Here is an 18,634-nt window from a genome sequence, read left to right on the forward strand (position 1 = left end):
GAATTATCTTTATTTTCCAACTCTCATGGTACTAGAAAAAAAAATATTTGGGATGCCTTGTGGAGTAGATTTTCCAAGGTCTTTGGCTTCCGGGATTCTTAAATTTTTTTCAGCTCATCCTCCAGAAGTTTTGGCTAGAGTAAATATAGTAGTAAACACCAAACGTATGCGACTTCGATTATTGGAAGAGTTTGTATCATTAGGTTCAATCCTAATTCCTAACGTACATGTAGTGTCGGATTTATCAGAATTGATAGGCACTTTTAAAGACCCAAATCCGAAGTCGCATTTGCAATATAGATTTGAGCTAATGGTTTTGGTTCAAAAATTAATCGAACAGCAACCTGATCTAGCATCAAAATCGGCACTTTATGATCTCACTGATAATTTAGCAAAATTAATAGATGAATTACAGGGTGAGAACGTCGCACCGAGTATAATAAAAAAATTAAATGTAGAGGACCAATCAGGTCATTGGCAACGTATTCTACATTTTGTCGATATCGTAACAACCTATCTTGAGAAAAGAAATTTGGAGCCAGATTCTGAAGGTTTTCAAAGAAATCAAGTTCGCGCATTACTAAAAGGTTGGGAAGAATTCCCACCAGAAAACCACATCTTTATAGCGGGGTCAACTGGTTCACGTGGTACGACTTTAGAATTAATAAAAGGAATTTACGGGCTCAATAAGGGTGTTGTTGTGTTGCCTGGATTTGATTTTCATATTCCGGAAACAGTTTTAGGCAGTATTTCTGATCCACTTATTGGTGAAGATCACCCCCAATATCGGTTTGTTAAAATGCTCAAAGGTTTAAACGTCAAATACAAGGATGTTGGTATTTGGCCGACAGGATCACCCCCAAGTATTCCTCGCAACAAACTAATTTCCCTTGCTTTGCGTCCAGCGCCTTTCACGGATAGTTGGATGTCAGAAGGGCCTAAGCTAGAATGCTTGGATCGTGCCTGTGAAGGGTTAAGTTTATTTGAAGCTGAGAACCAAAGAGAAGAAGCTTTGGCCATAGCAATGGTTTTAAGAAAGGCAGCTGACATAAACAAAAGAGCCGCTCTGGTGACTCCAGATCGAAGACTTGCTCGCCAAGTAACTGCTGAACTTTTGAGATGGGGAATTATTCCGGATGATAGTGCAGGACTCTCATTTCATCTAACATTGCCAGGCCGGTTTCTCAGAAAAGTATCTGCAATTTTTAATAGGTCGCCAACTGCTTCTGAATTAATTGCAATATTAAAAAACCCAATATGTCATAGTGATGACGTAAAACGTGGGAAACATTTGCGTCTAGTAACAAAACTAGAAACGTTTCTGAGAAAAAATACAATAATTGACCCGACTGTTGATCATCTACATAGGTTTTTGAAAGAAAATAATCAGGAATTTTCTCAAAAATGGGTAAAATGGTTATCAATTTTTTTGGAAAAATTTCAAAATGAGGGACAGCAAGAACTGGGGTATTGGCTTTGTGAACATATATCTAACGCTGAGTACCTGGCAGTGGGTTGCGATCCGCTAGAAGAAAAAACGTCTGGCTCTTTATGGCAAAATGATGCTGGTGAGATGGCGAAAAAGATAGTTGATAATATTTTTGCGGTAGCCAGTTCTGCGCCATCAATTTCTTCCTCCGATTACAATAAAATGCTTAATACAATTTTCTCTAGCTATGAGGTAAGAAATTCCCATATTTCACATGATAATATTTTAATTTGGGGAACACTAGAAGCTCGTGCCAATGGAACAGATTTACTAATTTTAAGTGGTCTGAATGAGGGTATCTGGCCAGCGCAGCCAGAGCCAGATCAATGGATGAACAGAAAAATGCGGATAGATGCCGGACTACTACTGCCTGAAAGGAGGATAGGTCTATCAGCTCATGATTTCCAACAAGCTATGGGTGCAAATGAAGTTTGGATAACTAGATCTAAGAGAAACTCTGAATCTGAAACAACTCCGTCACGTTGGCTAAATAGGTTAATTAACTTACTTGCGGGACTTAATTCTAATGGAGGGAAACTTGCTCTTGAAAATATGCGAAGTCGAGGTTCTCAACATTTATTATTGTTAAATGAATTAGAAAAAACAAAGAAAATAAAAAAGCCCTCTAGGCCTGAACCAATCCCGCCTTTAAAAGTAAGGCCAAAAAAACTATCAGTAACAGAAATCAAAACGTTAATCCGTGATCCGTACTCTATTTACGCTCGTCACATATTAAAAATTGAGCCTTTGGAGCGCTTAGATAAGTTTTCTTCTTACGCGTTACGCGGGACCGTTTATCATTCAATCTTTGAGCAGTTTGTTATGAATTGGAATTCTGATGCTGATTTAAAGAGCCACCAAGAAAATCTGGAGAAGATAGCATCCGATGTAATTAAAGTCGGTACTTCAAATAAAATCCTGCAAAACTTCTGGAGAAAGGGAATAAACGATATCTCGTTGTCATTTATTAAAGACGAGATCGAGCGTCAACTGGAGGCTACGCCTTCAGCTTTTGAACGAAGCGGTAAATTGTATATTAGAGACTTAAATTTTGAAATATCTGGAAAAGCTGACAGAATAGATTTGAATAAAAATGGTGGTGCAATTATTTATGATTACAAGTCAGGAACTTTACCATCTTTAAAACAGCAAGTTGCTTATGATAAACAGCTTTATCTACTTTCACTGATCCTGCAAAATGGTGGTTTTGAAGGAATTAGTAGCACTAAAGTAGACGCCTCTTTCTTCGTTCCAGTTAAGCCAAACTTAAAGAAAATACATATTCCGGTTGATTTGGAGAGTGTAGAAGAGTTTGAGGTTAAGCTAGGTGAATTGCTCTCTGCTTATCTAATGCTCTCGACAGGCTTTAAGGCTCGGCGCGCTCTTTTCTTAAAACAGGACTACTCTCCATATGATCAAATTTCACGTTATGGTGAATGGGATACATCTGATAAATGTGAAATTGAAATTTTATGAAAACTAATTCTGCAACAAATGCTCAAATAGCTGCATCAGATGCCAAATTATCAACGTGGCTGACCGCAAATGCTGGATCTGGTAAGACAAAAGTTTTGATAGATAGGGTCGCGCGTTTACTCCTCGATGGTGTACAGCCAGAGCAAATTTTATGTTTAACTTACACTAAAGCTGCTGCGGCGGAAATGAAAAATAGGTTGTTTGATCGGCTTGGAAAATGGGCAATGTTAGCAGACAAGGAACTGAATTTTAGTCTTCTTGAGATGGGTGTTCATACGCAACTCGGGACCGAGGAGCTTAAAAAGGCAAGAACATTGTTCGCGCGTGCCATAGAGGTGCCTGGGGGACTAAAAATTCAAACAATACATGCATTTTGCGCATCGTTATTGAGAAAATTTCCTCTTGAGGCAGGTATATCGCCACAGTTTAGAGAATTAGATGAAAGAGGACAGCGTGAACTTTATTTGAGAGTTCTTGAGCTGATTTCTAAAGATAAATTAACCCAAGAAAGTTTTGAACATTTTTTAAAGATTGCCAATGCAAGTAATTGGGAAGAGATAATTTTAAAAATTGTTTCAAAAAGGCATGTTTTTTCAAAAAATAAAAGCCATGTAGAAATATTTGAAGCCTTTAATCTAGATAGCAATGTTTCAATAGACGACGATATAAGTGCTCATTTTGAACAAAATACCCTAAATTTAGTTAGAAAGATATCTGATTGCTTAAAAAAATCTTCAAGTAAGGCTGATCAAAAGACTGCTCAAGAACTAACTGAAATTGCTTCTATTAATTTGGCCAGCATTCAGCTTCTAGAAAAAATGTTTCTTTATGGCAAAAGTGCTAAATCTCCATTCACGGCGAAGTTAGGAAAATTTTCAACGAAAGAAATGAGAAGTAGTTTCTTTGTTCATTTTATGGATGATATTGATGACTTTATGGTTCGTCTTGAACACTTCAGGAATAGGCGACTTTCTTATCAGGCGGCTGAAGCTTCATTATCCATTCACAAATTCGCTGAAACGTTTCTGGCGGTTTATAAAGCTCAAAAGCATATCAAAAGTCTTTTAGATTTTGACGATTTGATAGACATCACAGTCAATCTCCTTACTACCGCAGAAGTTGCTGACTGGGTGTTATATCGACTAGATGGTGGTATAGATCATATTTTAGTTGATGAAGCTCAGGATACTAGTCCTTCTCAATGGAGGGTGATTAAAACTTTAGCTCAAGAATTAACAAGTGGGCAAGGCGCAAGATCAAGTAAGCCGCGAACAATTTTCGTCGTAGGAGATCAAAAGCAATCCATCTATTCATTTCAGGGTGCTGATCCAGCTCAACTTGATAGGGTTCGTGACAGTTTCTCAGCAAAGTTAGAAGGGGCTGATAAAAATCTGCAAGTGGCTTCTCTCGACTACTCATTTAGATCTTCAAAAACCATTTTGAGTCTTGTTGATAAAATTTTTGGAAATACCAATAAGGATAGCTTTGGTTGGGGGCGGAACCATTTAGCATTCAAGGCAGATTTACCAGGTCGTATTGATTTATGGCCAATTATTCCAAAAACAATGAATCCAAATTTGTTAAAATGGGAAGAACCAATGGAGCTGATTAGTGATGCTAATCATTTTATAAGTTTAGCCCGATTGATAGCCCAAGAAATAAAAAGAATGATAGATCAGAGGGTTCAAATACCAGAGCAGAAAAATATCCAGCAAAAGCCTACCTTTCGTCCAGTTCGGGCAGGTGATTTTTTAATTCTTGTTCAGCGCCGGTCAGAAATATTTCACGAAATAATAAGGGCCTGCAAAGATGTCGATTTGCCAATAGCCGGTGCTGATAGATTGCGTTTAGCCGGTGAGCTTGCGATCAAAGATATATGCAATTTTCTTTCATTTATTGATAATGCAGACGATGATTTTTCACTAGCGGCAGTTTTAAAGTCACCGTTGTTTGGCTGGAATGAGAAGCAGTTGTTTGACCTGGCCCATTCTCGTGAGGATATGACGTTATGGCAAGCAATGAGAAAAAATCCGAAGAAATTTTCAAACGAGCTGAATGTTTTGGAGGATCTAAGATCTGTTGCTGATTTTTTGAGGCCTTATGAATTAATCGAAAGAATATTAATTCTTCACAAAGGACGGTCTTTATTAATTGGTAGACTTGGAAAAGAAGCAGAAGAGGGTATCGACACATTGCTGAGCCAGGCAATGAATTATGAAATTTCTGAGATACCAAGTTTGACGGGGTTTCTGTCATGGATCTCTGATGAAAATATTGAAATTAAGAGGCAATTCGATAGCTCCATGAATCAAATTAGAGTAATGACTATTCATGGTGCCAAGGGACTGGAAGCTCCGATAGTAATTTTACCTGAGACTAATGACTTCAAAGATGATCTGTCAGATGAGATATTATTTACTGATAATATTGCATTGAAAAAGTTTTCCAGCACGGAGCGGTGTAGTAAAACAACTGAAATTTATAATAGCCAAAAGCAACAAAACGCTGAGGAACGCGACCGTTTGTTATACGTTGCATTAACGCGGTCTGAGGTTTGGTTGATAGTGGCCGCAGCAGGTAATGTATCCGATTTTGGTAATAGTTGGTATAAAAAAATTGAGAAAGGCCTTGTTGATCTTAATGCTGTTTCAGAGAAATTTTTGAATGGTGAAGGTCTTTGCCATAAGCATGTTGATTGGTGTTATGACCCTTCTTCTGAATATTTAATTCAAGAGAAAATAGAAGTAAATTTGCCAACTATTTTTACAGAAAACGTAAAGTCACCACTAAAACTTGAGAAATTTATTAACCCGTCAAATCAACCAGGCTCTAAGACTATTCAAACTATTGATAATGAACTTCACGGTGATGATGCTAAGATTTTTGGTACTATAGTGCATCTACTTTTGGAGAAACTACCAAAAATTAATCCGAATAACTGGCAAACTACACTGCCTAATATTTTAAAGTGGGCAGATATAAATGTGTCTGACGAAATTCAGAATAAAGCTTATAAGCAGGCAAAAAAAATAATAAATAACCCAAGTTTTGAATTTATATTTGCTCCTGAGACTTTAGCAGAGGTCCAGTTTTCAACAATTGTGGAGCCTCTTGGAAAGTTACCTATTGTTGGGGTGATTGATAGGCTTGTGTTGTCTGAAGACTTAGCATGCATAATCGACTTTAAAACTAATCGGGAGGTGCCTTCATGCGTTGATCAGGTACCCCTTGGGATTCTACAACAGATGGGTGCGTATGCTGCATCGATGCAAAAAGTATTTCCAGAAAAAAATATTGAATTAGGAATTATTTGGACCCATTCAGCAGAGTTAATGAAAATCGATGTAAATACAGCTTTAAGTTCAATAGAACCCATTCGAATGACTTGACCTTTCTACTATGCGATCATAGTTTCTTAACAGGTCAAGTTTAGGAGAACTCCATGGCAACAGTAGCAGTAACCGATGCAACATTTGATACAGAAGTTAAGAATTCAGACATACCTGTCGTAGTAGATTTTTGGGCAGAATGGTGTGGTCCATGCAAACAGATTGGACCGGCATTGGAAGAGTTGGCAACGGAGCTAGAAGGAAAAGTCAAAATAGCAAAGGTTGACGTTGATACCAACCCTAGTGCAGCTGCTTCGATGGGTGTTCGAGGAATTCCAGCATTGTTTATCTTTAAAGATGGTGAGGTAGTTTCTAATCGTGCCGGAGCTGCTCCAAAAGCCGCACTACAAAGTTGGATTGAAGAAAGTATCTAGATCTTAATTCGAAATTCAGCCTTTTTGTTCTGTTCGAGACTAAAGTATTGTTTAAGCCAGTTTTTTGGTGAGGTGTAGACCCAATGGCACAACCGGAATTTAATACATGGCATGGCACCACAATTATTGGTGTTAAAAAGGGTGGAAAAGTAGTTATTGCCGGTGATGGCCAAGTTAGCTTGGGTCAAACAGTTATAAAAGGGACGGCTAAGAAGGTTCGAAAGTTGTCACCAGGTGGACATGATGTGGTGGCCGGGTTTGCTGGGTCTACGGCAGATGCATTTACACTATTAGAACGTTTAGAAGCTAAATTGGACGCGATGCCTGGTCAGTTGGCTAGAGCATCTGTGGAGTTGGCCAAAGATTGGAGGACAGATAAGTATCTCCAAAAACTGGAGGCTATGCTGATTGTTACTGATGGCAAGCAATTGCTTGTGATTACTGGGGCTGGAGATGTTTTGGAGCCGGAGCATAATGTTGCAGCAATTGGTTCTGGTGGTAATTATGCGTTGGCAGCAGCCAGAGGTATGATGGATAGTAAAAAGAGCGCTGAAGATATAGCTCGTCAAGCTATGGCAATAGCAGCTGATATATGTGTCTACACCAATGGGAAGCTTACGGTTGAGACACTTTAATTTTTTCTGGAGAATAAAAAATGACTGATCTTACTCCAAGAGAGATAGTATCAGAGCTTGACCGTTACATTATCGGGCAACGAGATGCTAAGCGAGCGGTCGCGGTTGCATTAAGGTCAAGGTGGCGGCGGAAACAACTCGGTGATGATTTGCGAGACGAGGTGTATCCAAAAAATATTTTGATGATAGGTCCTACTGGCGTTGGCAAGACGGAAATAAGTCGCCGTTTGGCAAAGCTTGCCAGAGCACCGTTTATAAAAGTTGAAGCTACCAAGTTTACCGAAGTAGGTTACGTTGGGCGAGATGTTGAGCAAATTGTTAGAGATTTGGTAGATGCGTCTATAAATCAGACAAGAGAGTGGATGAGAGATGAAGTCCGTTCTAATGCGGAGCGTGCTGCAGAGGAAAGAGTCCTGGATGCGATAGCAGGTGTTGATGCCAGAGAGGCTACAAGGGAAATGTTTCGAAAAAAATTACGTTCTGGAGAATTAGACGAAACAGAAATAGAGTTAGACGTAAATGATACCTCTAACCCACTCCCAATGTTTGATATACCTGGCCAGTCAGGATCACAAATGGGAATGATGAACCTATCTGATTTATTTGGCAAAGCGATGGGCGGTCGAACTGTGAAAAGAAAAATGACAGTTGGAGAGAGCCATGAGGTCTTGATGAGTGAAGAAGCAGATAAGTTGCTAGATGATGAAACAGTCACCCGAGCTGCAATAGATGCGGTTGAGCAAAACGGCATTGTATTCCTCGATGAGATTGACAAAGTTTGTGCAAGGTCAGATGCGCGAGGTGGAGACGTTAGCAGAGAGGGTGTGCAAAGAGACTTGTTACCTTTAATAGAGGGTACGACTGTATCTACTAAACATGGCACAGTTAAAACTGACCATATCCTTTTTATAGCATCAGGTGCTTTTCACGTAGCAAAACCATCTGATTTACTGCCGGAGCTTCAGGGCCGTTTGCCAATTAGAGTTGAATTGCGCGCTTTAACAGAAGAAGATTTTGTCAGAATTTTAACAGAAACAGACAACGCTCTTACTCTTCAATATACAGCCTTAATGGCAACAGAAGGAGTTGAGGTAACATTTTCCACGGAAGGAATAAACGCATTGGCGAAAATAGCTGCCGATGTAAATGAAAGTGTAGAAAATATTGGAGCCCGTAGACTTTACACTGTAATGGAGCGGGTTTTTGAGGAGCTATCGTTCACTGCTCCTGATAAGTCGGGAACATCCGTTGAGATAAACTCTGAGTTTGTTGAGAGCAATATTGGTGATTTATCAAAATCAGCTGACCTAAGTAGATATGTCTTATAGCTAATTGATTTCATAAATAATCAGCCAATGGCCCATTTATTGGATCCAGTGCTTTCTCTGTGGTTAGCGGAGGGTGCACCTTTTTATCTTTTACGACGAGTGTTTGAGATGCGACTTTTTTTGCATCGGCTGGCTCGTGGGTGACCATTAAAACTAATAATTTTTTATTTTTAGCAATTTTTTTGATTAATTCTAACATTTGATCTTTGAGAGATGGGCCCAATGCAGAAAATGGTTCATCTAATAGCAAAATTTTATTTTTTTGCAGTAAAACTCTCGCTAACGCCACGCGACTTTGCTGTCCTCCTGAAAGTTGTGAGGGTTTTCTGTTCTCTAGGCCAAGTATTCCAACTTCTGACATAACGGCCTTTAGCTTCTCCTCATTATCTCTGGAAATTTTTGGCCAGTGAGTAACAGCCAGTGCTAAGTTTCGCCAAACGCTTAGGTGAGGGAATAGGTTATTATCTTGAAATAAAATTGATACACTTCTTTTTGCTGGAGGTAGATTGCTAATCTCCTGTCCATTCCATATTATGGTGCCACTAGAAATAGAAGCGAAGCCAGATATTAGATTTAAAAAGGTTGATTTGCCAGCACCAGAGGGGCCTACTACTGCGTAAATTTTGTCGGCTTCTAAGGAAATGTTGGTAGAAATCGTTAAATAGCTTTCTTTCAAAGAAAAATTAAGTTTAAGCATTTCTTGTCTTTCCAATTCTGTCAAAGATTAAGAAAATTCCTATTGAAATTGAAACTAATATTACGGCTGATGCCATGGCTTGTTCTGTACGGTAGGCACTCATTAGCTGATAAATAACAAGCGGAAGTGTTTCGAAATCTGCGCCTCCGAATAAAACAATTACACCTAAGTCTCCCATAGATAGTGCTGCTACCAAGCCCATACTGTAGGTTAAAGCACTTTTTAATCTTGGTAGATACACCCAGTAAAACCAAGCGTAAGGTGACATCGCATGCGCGTGAGATAAGCGTCTAAAGTTTGATATTATTTCATTAGACGCTGGACGCATAATTCGAATTGAAAATGGAAGGCCCATTACCGAGTTTACCGTTAAGGTCACCCAGAAGGTAATTTCAAAAGGGTTGGTTATATTTCGAACCATCAGAAACAGGCCTGCTCCTATAATTATTGGAGAGACTGCGATGCTCAGAGTTCCAACCACTTCGCCCCATCTATTCATAAAACCCATTGCTAAAATAGTAGAAATAAGCGCAGAGCAAAGTGCAAGTATGATTGAGTTAATTATTGGAATCCAGATTGTGTTTTCTATTAAATAGAAATTTTGAATTCCTTTTATCAGTACTGAAATTAATGGTAAAGTTAGAAAAAGACCTAGCAGTATTATAACACCAAAGTCCCAGAAGAAAGACCAAACGCTCAAGTATCTTTTACGCAAAGGACGATCAAAGCCACTGTTGAAATTAGTGGGTAGACCAAAAATTAAGATTGATAATGTGCATGTGAATGCGGCGATACACAATTGTATGAAAGCTAAAAATGCTGCCCTTCCAAAGTCTAGCTCAAACCGAAATGATTGATAGATAGCTAACTCAAGAGTAGTTGCTTTTGGTCCTCCACCCAAAGTTAGTACAACAGCGAAACTCGTTAAACACAGGACAAAAATAAGACTAAAGATTTGTGGAGCTACAAAGCGGATGATTGGCCAATCCAAAATCCAAAAACGTGTTAAAGAAATTAGGTTTAATCCATCTGCTACTCGCTCTAGTTCTGTTGGCCTTCTTTCCAGAGCAAGCAAAAACGCCCTTGTCGCTAAAGGTATGTTGAAAAAAATATGAGCTAATAAGACACCAGAAAGTCCATACACTGAAAGTATGGGAAATCCAAAAAATTGTAATAAAGAGTTTAAAATTCCTGAATGGCCAAAAATAGATAGTAAACCTAATACAGCAACTATAACTGGAAGAATGAAAGGCACACTTAAAGCGACTATTAAGAGCTGCCGCCCTTTAAATTGCCTTCGAGACAAAGCTAAGGCTAAAGGCCATGCAAGTAGTACAGACCAAAGGGATGATAGAGCAGCTTGAAGTAAGGTAAATTCTAATGCTGCCTTATCAGCAGCTGTGAAAATAAAATTTTGGTCCGTATGGAATATTAATACAAACAACGGACCAAAAACTACAAAAAGCAAAATGCAATTTGAAATTATTGAGAAAGTGCGCTTCGCCACTCTTCTATCGCTTGCTTAGTGATTTCTGATGCTGCATTTTCAGAGAGATATACAGCAGATTGCGGCATGGGTAGATCAGAAAATACAGAAGGCCACTTTTCTACTGCCTGTGCGGATGGGTATGACCAATTCGTCATTGGAATTAAATCCTGAAATTCGTCAGAAAGTATGAACTTCATAAACATGGAAGAAAGTACATCATTTTCTGAAGATTTGACTTTGGCTGCAAGCTCAAAGAAAGGATAATGTCCTTCCTTAAATATGGCAGCTTGCTTGGTGTTATCTTCCTCCACCGCAATATGATAAGCTGGTGATGTTGTGAAAGAAAGAACTCCTGCTGCTTCTCCATCCGTAAAAAGGCCGTAGGCTTCTGACCAGCCCTTCGTAACTGTTAGTATTTTTGGTGCAAGTTTTTGCCAATATGCTGCAGCGTTGTCTCCATATATTTGTTTAATCCACAAAACTAGTGCTAGACCAGAAATCGAACTTCTGGGATCTTGGATAACTATCTTTATATTTTCTGGTAAACTCGCCAATTCTTCGAAGTTATTTGGCAGATTTGTTTTTGTAGTATCGAATACAAAACTGACATAAGACCAGTCAAATGGCAAAAATATTTCATCCTCCCATTCAACTGGAAGGTTCAGACGACTATTGTCTTGATTGTGGGGCGAAAAAATTCCTAATTCTCGAGCTTTTTTTGTTATATCTGTATTAAGGCCAATAACCACATCTGCCTTAGTATTTTGTCCCTCTAATACAAGCCTCGGCAATAGCTCTCCAGCTGAAAAAACTAGATCACAATTGCAAGTCTCTTCAAATTTAGCTTCGATTGAGGGGCCTGGACCCCACTCAGAGGTAAAATAATCTGGTGCGTATACTGTTAATATGGGGTTCTGAGCCATGACTATTCCTGCGCTCAATAATCCCGCTGCAAAAGTAAGTTTGAACATTTCTTCTCTCCTTATGCTAGCGGAGAGTGGTTCAGGACACTGCCCAGACCTTCCCTCCGCCGGTTCTAACCGGTTCAGGTTCAACGGGTTCATTTAAATGTCTCAGCCCGAAGGCACCCCGAGGTACTTTCTTAGTATATACAGATTTGATAATGATCAAGAGGAATTGACTTGAGGAAAGGCTGACCAACGTTTACACCGTTTCTAGGCAGAGGAAGTTTTAATGAGTTTAAATACATTTGGACACTTATTTCGCGTATCAACTTGGGGTGAGAGCCATGGTGAAGCCATTGGTGCAACTATAGATGGTTGTCCTCCAGGTGTAGAAATAACCCAAAACTATATTCAACATTTCATGGAAAAGCGACGGCCGGGGCGAAGTAAATACACTACACAACGACGCGAGATGGATTTGGTGGAAATTTTATCTGGTGTTTTTGAAAACAAAAGTACAGGAACGCCAATCCAACTCCTGATAAAGAATACTGATCAAAGATCCAAAGACTATAGTGAAATTGAAAATACGTTCCGCCCAGGGCATGCCGATATAACTTATTGGCAAAAATATGGTATTAGAGATTACCGAGGTGGTGGTAGGTCTTCAGCAAGAGAGACAGCTTCCCGTGTTGCGGCAGGAGCGGTGGCTCGTGCCGTTCTATCGGAATTGATGCCAGACCTCCAAATTCAAGCTTATCTAACTCAAATAGGACCAGATAAAATTGATAAAATTAATTTTGATTGGAAAGAAATAGAGCAAAATGATTTTTGGTCTCCAGACAAAAAGGCAGCCGCAAGATGGTCTAAATATCTAGATAAAATTAGGAAATCACATAATTCCACGGGTGCTGTGATTGAGGTGCAAGCAATCAATGTGCCTCCTGGATTAGGTGCACCAATTTATGGAAAATTGGACATGGATATAGCTGCTGCATTGATGTCTATAAATGCTGTTAAAGGTGTTGAGATTGGTGAAGGAATGCAAGCCGCTGCGTTAACTGGTTCAGAAAATGCAGATGAGATATTTATTGGGGATAATGGAAGGCTAAAATATTCCTCTAACCATGCTGGTGGAATTCTGGGCGGCATATCAACAGGGCAAGATATTGTTGCTAGATTTGCAGTCAAACCTACGTCTTCGATTTTGAGCTCACGTAAGTCAATTACCAAGGCCGGTGAACCAACTGAAGTGGTCACCAAAGGACGCCATGATCCCTGTGTTGGAATACGAGCCGTACCTGTAGCAGAGGCTATGATGGCGTGTGTTTTACTAGATCACTTTCTTCTTAACCGAGGACAAATAGGAAACGAAGGTGGCCAAATTGGCTGATGAAAGTGATATGCTCTGAGATGTTAAACACTTTCTTTTGACGTTTGTACTAACAATATTCCTATAGTCACAATTACCACTCCGAAATAGTCAGATAAACTAAGTGGTTCACCTAGTATCAATGCAGCTATAGAAACGCCAAAGAATGGATTCAAGAAATGAAAAGTTGCTGCTTTTACCGCTCCAATTTCATTAACTAACCAAAACCAAACTACTGTGGCTATAAGCCCTGGAGCTAGTGTGGTATAAATAAAAGCCACCATAAGTTCCCAGTCAAAAGAGACTTTATAGGTTTCAAATATAATTGAAAAAATGGATAGCGAGGCTCCACCAATTAACATTTGGTAACCTACTATCACCATTAAATTGCCCCCAGAATTGGTGTTTCTTACTGCAAGGGTTGCGATTGATAGGGCCAAAGCGCCTACGATGCAGTAGATCAGTCCTAATTCACTTATGCCTGCAGTCAGTCGAAAACCCATTATTAGGATTACACCTACAAAACCAAGACCAAGTCCTAGAAAACCAACCGTCGATAACCGCTGTCCTAAAAAAAACCACCCTAAAAGGGCTACCAGTAGAGGCATACTTGAAGCTATTATTGCTGCTAAAGACGCTTCAATCCACTGCATTGCCACAAAATTCAGGCCAAGGTAGATCGTATTTTGACAAACCCCAAATACTACCGTTGCTTGCAACTGTTTCTTTGTCAATTTGAACGTCTGTTTTAACCAAAGTGCGATGATTAAAGCTAGAATGCCTGATAGAAAAAATCTTAATGATAGTACGCCTAATGGTGGAGCATGGCTGACGATAATACGTGCAGAGGTAAAGGCGGAGGACCAAATAAGAGCAAACACCAAACCCAGAAGTAAAGCTTTGAGACTCAAATATCCTCCCAAAATTTAAGATCTAAAGGCAATTTAACAAAAAGCAAAGGGCCGCACAAAGCGACCCCCTTAAAATTCAACTTTAATTGATTTTAGTTGTTTACACTTTCTTTTAAAGCCTTTGCGATTGTCATTTTGACAACTTTGTCTGCTGCTTTTTTGAATTGCTCGCCTGTTGAAGGATTACGTACCATTCTTTCTGGGCGTGCTCGGCACATGATTTTTCCGACGCCTGGTAAAGTGATTGCTCCACCGCCTGAAACTTCTCTTGTAATGAGCCCACAAATTGCGTCTAGCGCTGCACTGGCAGATTTCTTATCTGTACCCATCTCTTCAGACAGAGCTGCTACAAGCTGTGTCTTTGTCATTGGCTTTGACATATTCTTCTCCTTATTAAATACCCAATAGGTTGGGCTTCACTGTCCAATTGTAACTGAATATTGTGCAACAACACAACAAATAGTATATGATTTTGAGTATAAAATGGCATTTTTTTGCGTTTTTGTGTGAAAATATGGTGCAATTTCTGCAAAATAAGAAAATAGCCAACTAAATTAAGTTCAAATTGTAAAATTTGATTGCTGTGATTTGGATTATTATAAATACGCTGCGCGTGCATTTGTTGGATGTAAAATGACTTAATTTTCTTCTTAATTAATCTAAAGGAATATTCTTTGTGGAAATTCTGGCCCGATTAGATTTCAGGTCAGCTCTATTTTTCTTTGCAGTGAGGCGCCTTCGATTACTTGCTAAGGTTGGCCTAGTAGCTAAACGCCTTTTGGGTGTGACTAAAGATTTTTTAATCATTTCTTTCAAGCGCTTTAGAACAATCTCACGGTTGCGAACTTGGTGTCTTGTTTCATCACATTTAAGCACAATAGCACCCTCTTTTGTCCACTTAGCTCCTGCGATTTTTTTTAGTCTTTTTTTCACTGGCTCTGATAATGATGGAGATCTTTCTGCTTCAAACCGTAATTCTACTGCACTACTCGTTTTATTCACATTTTGTCCCCCCGGTCCTGAGGCTCTTATAAACTGTTCGCTTAACTCCCAGCTCTTTATGGTTATCTTATCGTCGATCTTTAGCATTTTTGGAATTTACCATTTTAATCTATTCGATAACTTAGTAGAAAAGGCCGCTCAAATTGAGCGGCCTTCCAAGATTTTCGGAGGTGGGCCGGTTAGGTGGCTCACCAATTAAAAGCTTTGCATTTCAGGTTTGCCCTAGATGAGACTGCCTCTAACTGTTCCGACACCTCTCTCCAATACCTTTATAGACACTGGACCACCTCCTTTCAGTTGTTAACTCTACGACATATGGTGTCATAGAATGAAAATTTTTCAAGATGTTTTGTTATCTCGCGATAAAAAAAATGAAACAAAAATTCGAAAGGGAATTAATGCCGCTAATCCAATGAGCCACTTCACCATTAAATCTGCGACAGCAAGGGATACCCATAGTGGCGTGTCAGCACCAAAGGTTAGAAAGGGAACTATCTCCCATGACCATGAAATCTCATTATTTGCGGCCTCAGAAAAGAATGCTATTTGTGCTGAAAATGCAATCGTAAAAAAAACAGCAGTATCGATTAAAGATGCGAGCAGCGTTGAGGCCAGAGGCGCCTTCCACCATTCAGCTGAACGTAATTTGTTGAACACAGCTATATCAAATAGTTGTGCTATAATAAAAGCCAGGCCTGATGCAATTGCTACTCTTAATGCTACGGCTGGATATTCATAGCCATCACCTTGTAACATAATTTTGCTGCCAACAAGAGAGCATAAGATGCCTGTGATAAATCCCGCCAGCACTATTTTCCGAGCTGCCGTGGGACCGTAACTTTTGTTCATCAGATCAGTAATTAAGAATGCGATGGGATAAGTAAATGCGCCCCAGGTGAGAAGGCCATCTAGCAATAAGAATTGGACTAGAATGTTTGACGCAACTACAACTGACGCCATGGCAAGAATGCCAATAAGAAGTTTTTCCATAAAATTTATTCCCGTTTTTTATCCAAGGTAGCGGTGACTTGTTATAATAGATTAACGTGCGAGGGTTATCTTCAGATCAAAAATTTTGCAAGCGTAAAGTATAATAATTAACTTAGCTCGTATCTCCATCGGGGTTTACTCTAAGCATAAGAACTAAACCAATTAAAAAGAGAAAAATAAGAGGAGATACACCAAGATTGTTACTGTTTGTTATTGCTGTAACATAGGCAATTAATGCTGGAGCAAGAAAAGCGGTGGCTCTACCAAGTAATCCGTATATACCAAAATACTGAGTTGAATTAGAAGTGTTCGTGTGTCTTACCATCATAGTTCGACTTGCCGATTGTAGAATTCCTCCAAAGCCACCAATTAGAACCCCACATCCATAAAAAATATTGTCTGGAATGCTTGAGCCTTCGGCTAACGGAATGCCAAAGAAAGATACTCTGGACATTCCAACAACTATAACGCAAACCGCCGCTAAAACTATAATACTTACGAGTATGACTGGCTTCGGCCCTACCCGTCTATCCCACTTACCACCGAGCCAACTACAAACAGCTGCTGCAAGTGCTGCAACTATTCCAAAAGTTCCAATTTGAACAATCGACCAGTCTAGAACTAAGGCAGCATAAACTCCTCCGAAGCTGTAAAGCCCATTTAAGCTATCGCGGTAAAACATATTTGAAATTAGATATCTAACTGTACTTTTTTTGTTGCGTAAGCTCACTACTGTTTTCCACAGATCTTTCAGACCGCTTCCAAAGCTCGCACCTATGCGTGGCTTGGACTTATCATTAATCCATAAAAAGTAAGGTATGGAAAAAATAATAAACCACAAAGCAACAAAAGGACCAACAAAGCGTGTTCCTTCTTTCGCCTCAGCGTTTAGGCCAAAAATTGGATCAAAACCAATTAATGTTTTCCCATTCTCCTGTTCAACAAACAGGGTAAGGACTATTACAAGAGAAACTAGGCCTCCAACGTACCCAAATCCAAAACCACTCCCAGAGATTGCACCTGTTTCGGATCTATTCCCCAACGAGGGCAGTTGTGCGTTACTGAAAATGTAAGCCAATTCAGCACCAACAAACCCTATCCCAAATGAAACTAAAATCCACTGCCAATTTGATCCATCGGGCAGGCTGAACCAAGAACTAAAGGCGCCAATTATCAATAAAGCAGAAAAAAGATAAATCCATTTCATCCTGTTCCCGTAATTATCAGCAATGGCACCGATAATTGGTGCGGTAAAACCGACTATCAGGCCAACTATTGTTATCGTCAAAGACCAATAATATTGAGCATTGGCTCTGGAAGATGCGCCGTCTAATCCGTTAGTTATAAAATACTCAGCAGCTACAGTGGCAAAATAAGGGCCTATGATAAATGTAACCATCAGCGTATTGTAAGGCTGGCAGGCCCAGTCATAAAAAAACCAGCCCCATATTTTTTTTGAAGTGTTCATAAGACTAGTCTCCCATTGCTCTATGTACTAAAACAAGTTCGCATAGACTAAAGCAAGTTATTCTTGCATTGGGGGCCAAGGTCTTTTTTCTTCTGAGTCAACCCAGTCTTTCAACCAGTCTGGCATTTTAGGTGACACAAGTGCCACTTCGATCTCATCAAAAATCTTTTGCGGATTAATAATTCCATTATTCCCTACAAACGCTGCGCGATAAATAATATGTCCAGCGCACTCTTTATTGGAATTCCACATAGATTGTTCAATGTACAAGAATCTTTTGTCCCAGCAGACCGTTCTGGTCTGCATTCGTATACGGTCAAAAGCCCGTATACGTTTTCGATACCTTACATTTGCGCCCGCCATTGTCATCGACCATCTATTTTTGAAAATGACCTTGCTAAAGCCTGATCTGCTCGAAAATGGTATACGGCCCAAATCATATAATGTTAGTGCACGCCCATTATTAAGTTCAAACCAGAAATCAAGATCCCATGGCCAGCAAATATGGGATGATTCATGGATTTCACCGACAGATATGTGCTGCTGAGATCTGTTAACTAATAGCTCTTTTGCCATTCTTATAAATGGGTACATTTAAAGTTCACAATTCTTCAGTGGAGGGGTGTCATATAGAGGTAGATATTTTTCCAAAACTTGGCCCAAAAGCTAATTCAAATAGTCACCAACACTTCGAACGTCAGAAGCTAAGCCTTCAAGAACAGAGCCTGCACCATCTAGAACTCCCTTGGTCGTTCCACAAGAGCAAAGCAATAGAACTAAAGATGTACAGAATACTTTTTTTAACATTTTCTGATATCTTGCCATAAACACGCATAGGTAACTTACATATGTTGCTGCAAAACATCAACGTCTGGTAGTTAGACAAATGTACATGCTTTTAGATCAAGCTGCAGTCTGGTTTTCTATTACTGGGCGTGACTGGAAAACAAACTTAGCGTCTTGGAAAGTCTCAAGTACAATTTTTGTTGCATGAGCCTCATCATAAGCAAATACTAACTGGTCGTCGACGTCTTCGTAATGTTCATTAACGTAACCAATTAAGTATGGTTTTAAGTAAGGTTTAAGCATGGCGATATCCTTGTATTATA

The 18,634-nt window shown here is 39.4% G+C and carries 17 protein-coding genes and 1 riboswitch; of the genes, 6 read left to right on the forward strand and 11 right to left on the reverse strand.

What is annotated here, in order from left to right:
• Positions 1 to 25 precede the first annotated feature (25 nt).
• From addB to hslU, 5 genes are all read left to right on the forward strand, one after another.
• Positions 26 to 2,965, forward strand: a complete 2,940-nt coding sequence (gene addB / locus ACTF5Q_RS08550) for a double-strand break repair protein AddB (protein WP_438954201.1) — start codon at positions 26 to 28, stop codon at positions 2,963 to 2,965.
• The gene (gene addA, locus ACTF5Q_RS08555; RefSeq protein WP_438954202.1) at positions 2,962 to 6,354 is read left to right on the forward strand and encodes a double-strand break repair helicase AddA; all 3,393 of its coding nucleotides are present in this window, start codon (positions 2,962 to 2,964) and stop codon (positions 6,352 to 6,354) included. Before addB ends, addA begins: the two co-directional genes overlap by 4 nt.
• 53 nt (positions 6,355 to 6,407) lie before the next feature.
• Positions 6,408 to 6,728 (forward strand): thioredoxin, encoded by a 321-nt coding sequence (gene trxA / locus ACTF5Q_RS08560; protein ID WP_153691676.1) that lies wholly within the window; start codon positions 6,408 to 6,410, stop codon positions 6,726 to 6,728.
• A gap of 83 nt (positions 6,729 to 6,811) precedes the next feature.
• Positions 6,812 to 7,363: an ATP-dependent protease subunit HslV gene (gene hslV, locus ACTF5Q_RS08565; RefSeq protein ID WP_153691675.1), complete on the forward strand. Its 552-nt coding sequence runs from the start codon at positions 6,812 to 6,814 to the stop codon at positions 7,361 to 7,363.
• A 20-nt stretch (positions 7,364 to 7,383) separates the two neighbouring features.
• Positions 7,384 to 8,691 carry an ATP-dependent protease ATPase subunit HslU gene (gene hslU, locus ACTF5Q_RS08570; RefSeq protein ID WP_153691674.1) on the forward strand — a complete coding sequence of 436 codons (1,308 nt, stop codon included), beginning with the start codon at positions 7,384 to 7,386 and terminating at the stop codon, positions 8,689 to 8,691.
• A gap of 10 nt (positions 8,692 to 8,701) precedes the next feature.
• Here the strand turns inward: hslU and ACTF5Q_RS08575 are convergent, their stop codons facing one another.
• Genes ACTF5Q_RS08575 through ACTF5Q_RS08585 form a run of 3 tightly spaced genes read right to left on the reverse strand, consistent with a single transcriptional unit; the run spans position 8,702 to position 11,848 of the window.
• Complete coding sequence (locus ACTF5Q_RS08575; protein ID WP_438954203.1) at positions 8,702 to 9,388, reverse strand: thiamine ABC transporter ATP-binding protein; 687 nt, start codon at positions 9,386 to 9,388, stop codon at positions 8,702 to 8,704.
• Entirely contained in the window at positions 9,381 to 10,895 is a 1,515-nt protein-coding gene (locus ACTF5Q_RS08580; protein WP_438954204.1) for a thiamine/thiamine pyrophosphate ABC transporter permease ThiP, read from the reverse strand. Before ACTF5Q_RS08580 ends, ACTF5Q_RS08575 begins: the two co-directional genes overlap by 8 nt.
• Positions 10,871 to 11,848 carry a thiamine ABC transporter substrate-binding protein gene (locus tag ACTF5Q_RS08585; RefSeq protein ID WP_154033957.1) on the reverse strand — a complete coding sequence of 326 codons (978 nt, stop codon included), beginning with the start codon at positions 11,846 to 11,848 and terminating at the stop codon, positions 10,871 to 10,873. Before ACTF5Q_RS08585 ends, ACTF5Q_RS08580 begins: the two co-directional genes overlap by 25 nt.
• A gap of 34 nt (positions 11,849 to 11,882) precedes the next feature.
• A riboswitch (TPP riboswitch) is annotated at positions 11,883 to 11,979 on the reverse strand.
• 92 nt (positions 11,980 to 12,071) lie between these two features.
• Between ACTF5Q_RS08585 and aroC the strand changes: the two genes are divergently transcribed.
• Positions 12,072 to 13,175, forward strand: a complete 1,104-nt coding sequence (gene aroC, locus ACTF5Q_RS08590; protein WP_438954205.1) for a chorismate synthase — start codon at positions 12,072 to 12,074, stop codon at positions 13,173 to 13,175.
• Positions 13,176 to 13,198: 23 nt separating this feature from the next.
• Here the strand turns inward: aroC and ACTF5Q_RS08595 are convergent, their stop codons facing one another.
• The 8 genes from ACTF5Q_RS08595 to ACTF5Q_RS08630 form a co-directional block, all read right to left on the reverse strand.
• On the reverse strand, positions 13,199 to 14,065 hold the full coding sequence (locus tag ACTF5Q_RS08595) for a DMT family transporter (RefSeq protein ID WP_438954206.1): 867 nt from the start codon (positions 14,063 to 14,065) through the stop codon (positions 13,199 to 13,201).
• Between the two features lie 92 nt (positions 14,066 to 14,157).
• Complete coding sequence (locus ACTF5Q_RS08600) at positions 14,158 to 14,445, reverse strand: HU family DNA-binding protein (RefSeq protein WP_438954207.1); 288 nt, start codon at positions 14,443 to 14,445, stop codon at positions 14,158 to 14,160.
• Between the two features lie 274 nt (positions 14,446 to 14,719).
• Complete coding sequence (gene arfB / locus ACTF5Q_RS08605; RefSeq protein WP_153691667.1) at positions 14,720 to 15,154, reverse strand: alternative ribosome rescue aminoacyl-tRNA hydrolase ArfB; 435 nt, start codon at positions 15,152 to 15,154, stop codon at positions 14,720 to 14,722.
• A 252-nt stretch (positions 15,155 to 15,406) separates the two neighbouring features.
• A complete protein-coding gene (locus ACTF5Q_RS08610) occupies positions 15,407 to 16,057 on the reverse strand; it encodes a queuosine precursor transporter (protein WP_154039906.1) in 651 nt (216 codons plus the stop codon).
• Positions 16,058 to 16,169: 112 nt separating this feature from the next.
• Positions 16,170 to 17,525, reverse strand: coding sequence for an MFS transporter (locus tag ACTF5Q_RS08615; RefSeq protein WP_438954208.1), 1,356 nt, complete (start codon positions 17,523 to 17,525; stop codon positions 16,170 to 16,172).
• Positions 17,526 to 17,582: 57 nt separating this feature from the next.
• Complete coding sequence (locus ACTF5Q_RS08620) at positions 17,583 to 18,119, reverse strand: acyl-CoA thioesterase (RefSeq protein ID WP_153696038.1); 537 nt, start codon at positions 18,117 to 18,119, stop codon at positions 17,583 to 17,585.
• A gap of 72 nt (positions 18,120 to 18,191) precedes the next feature.
• Positions 18,192 to 18,332: a hypothetical protein gene (locus ACTF5Q_RS08625; protein WP_153696039.1), complete on the reverse strand. Its 141-nt coding sequence runs from the start codon at positions 18,330 to 18,332 to the stop codon at positions 18,192 to 18,194.
• Positions 18,333 to 18,428: 96 nt separating this feature from the next.
• Positions 18,429 to 18,614 carry a hypothetical protein gene (locus ACTF5Q_RS08630; protein ID WP_438954209.1) on the reverse strand — a complete coding sequence of 62 codons (186 nt, stop codon included), beginning with the start codon at positions 18,612 to 18,614 and terminating at the stop codon, positions 18,429 to 18,431.
• Between the last annotated feature and the right edge of the window lie 20 nt (positions 18,615 to 18,634).

It is taken from the genome of Candidatus Salinivivens marinus, from assembly GCF_965655845.1.
Lineage (GTDB): Bacteria > Pseudomonadota > Alphaproteobacteria > Rhodobacterales > Rhodobacteraceae > Salinivivens > Salinivivens marinus.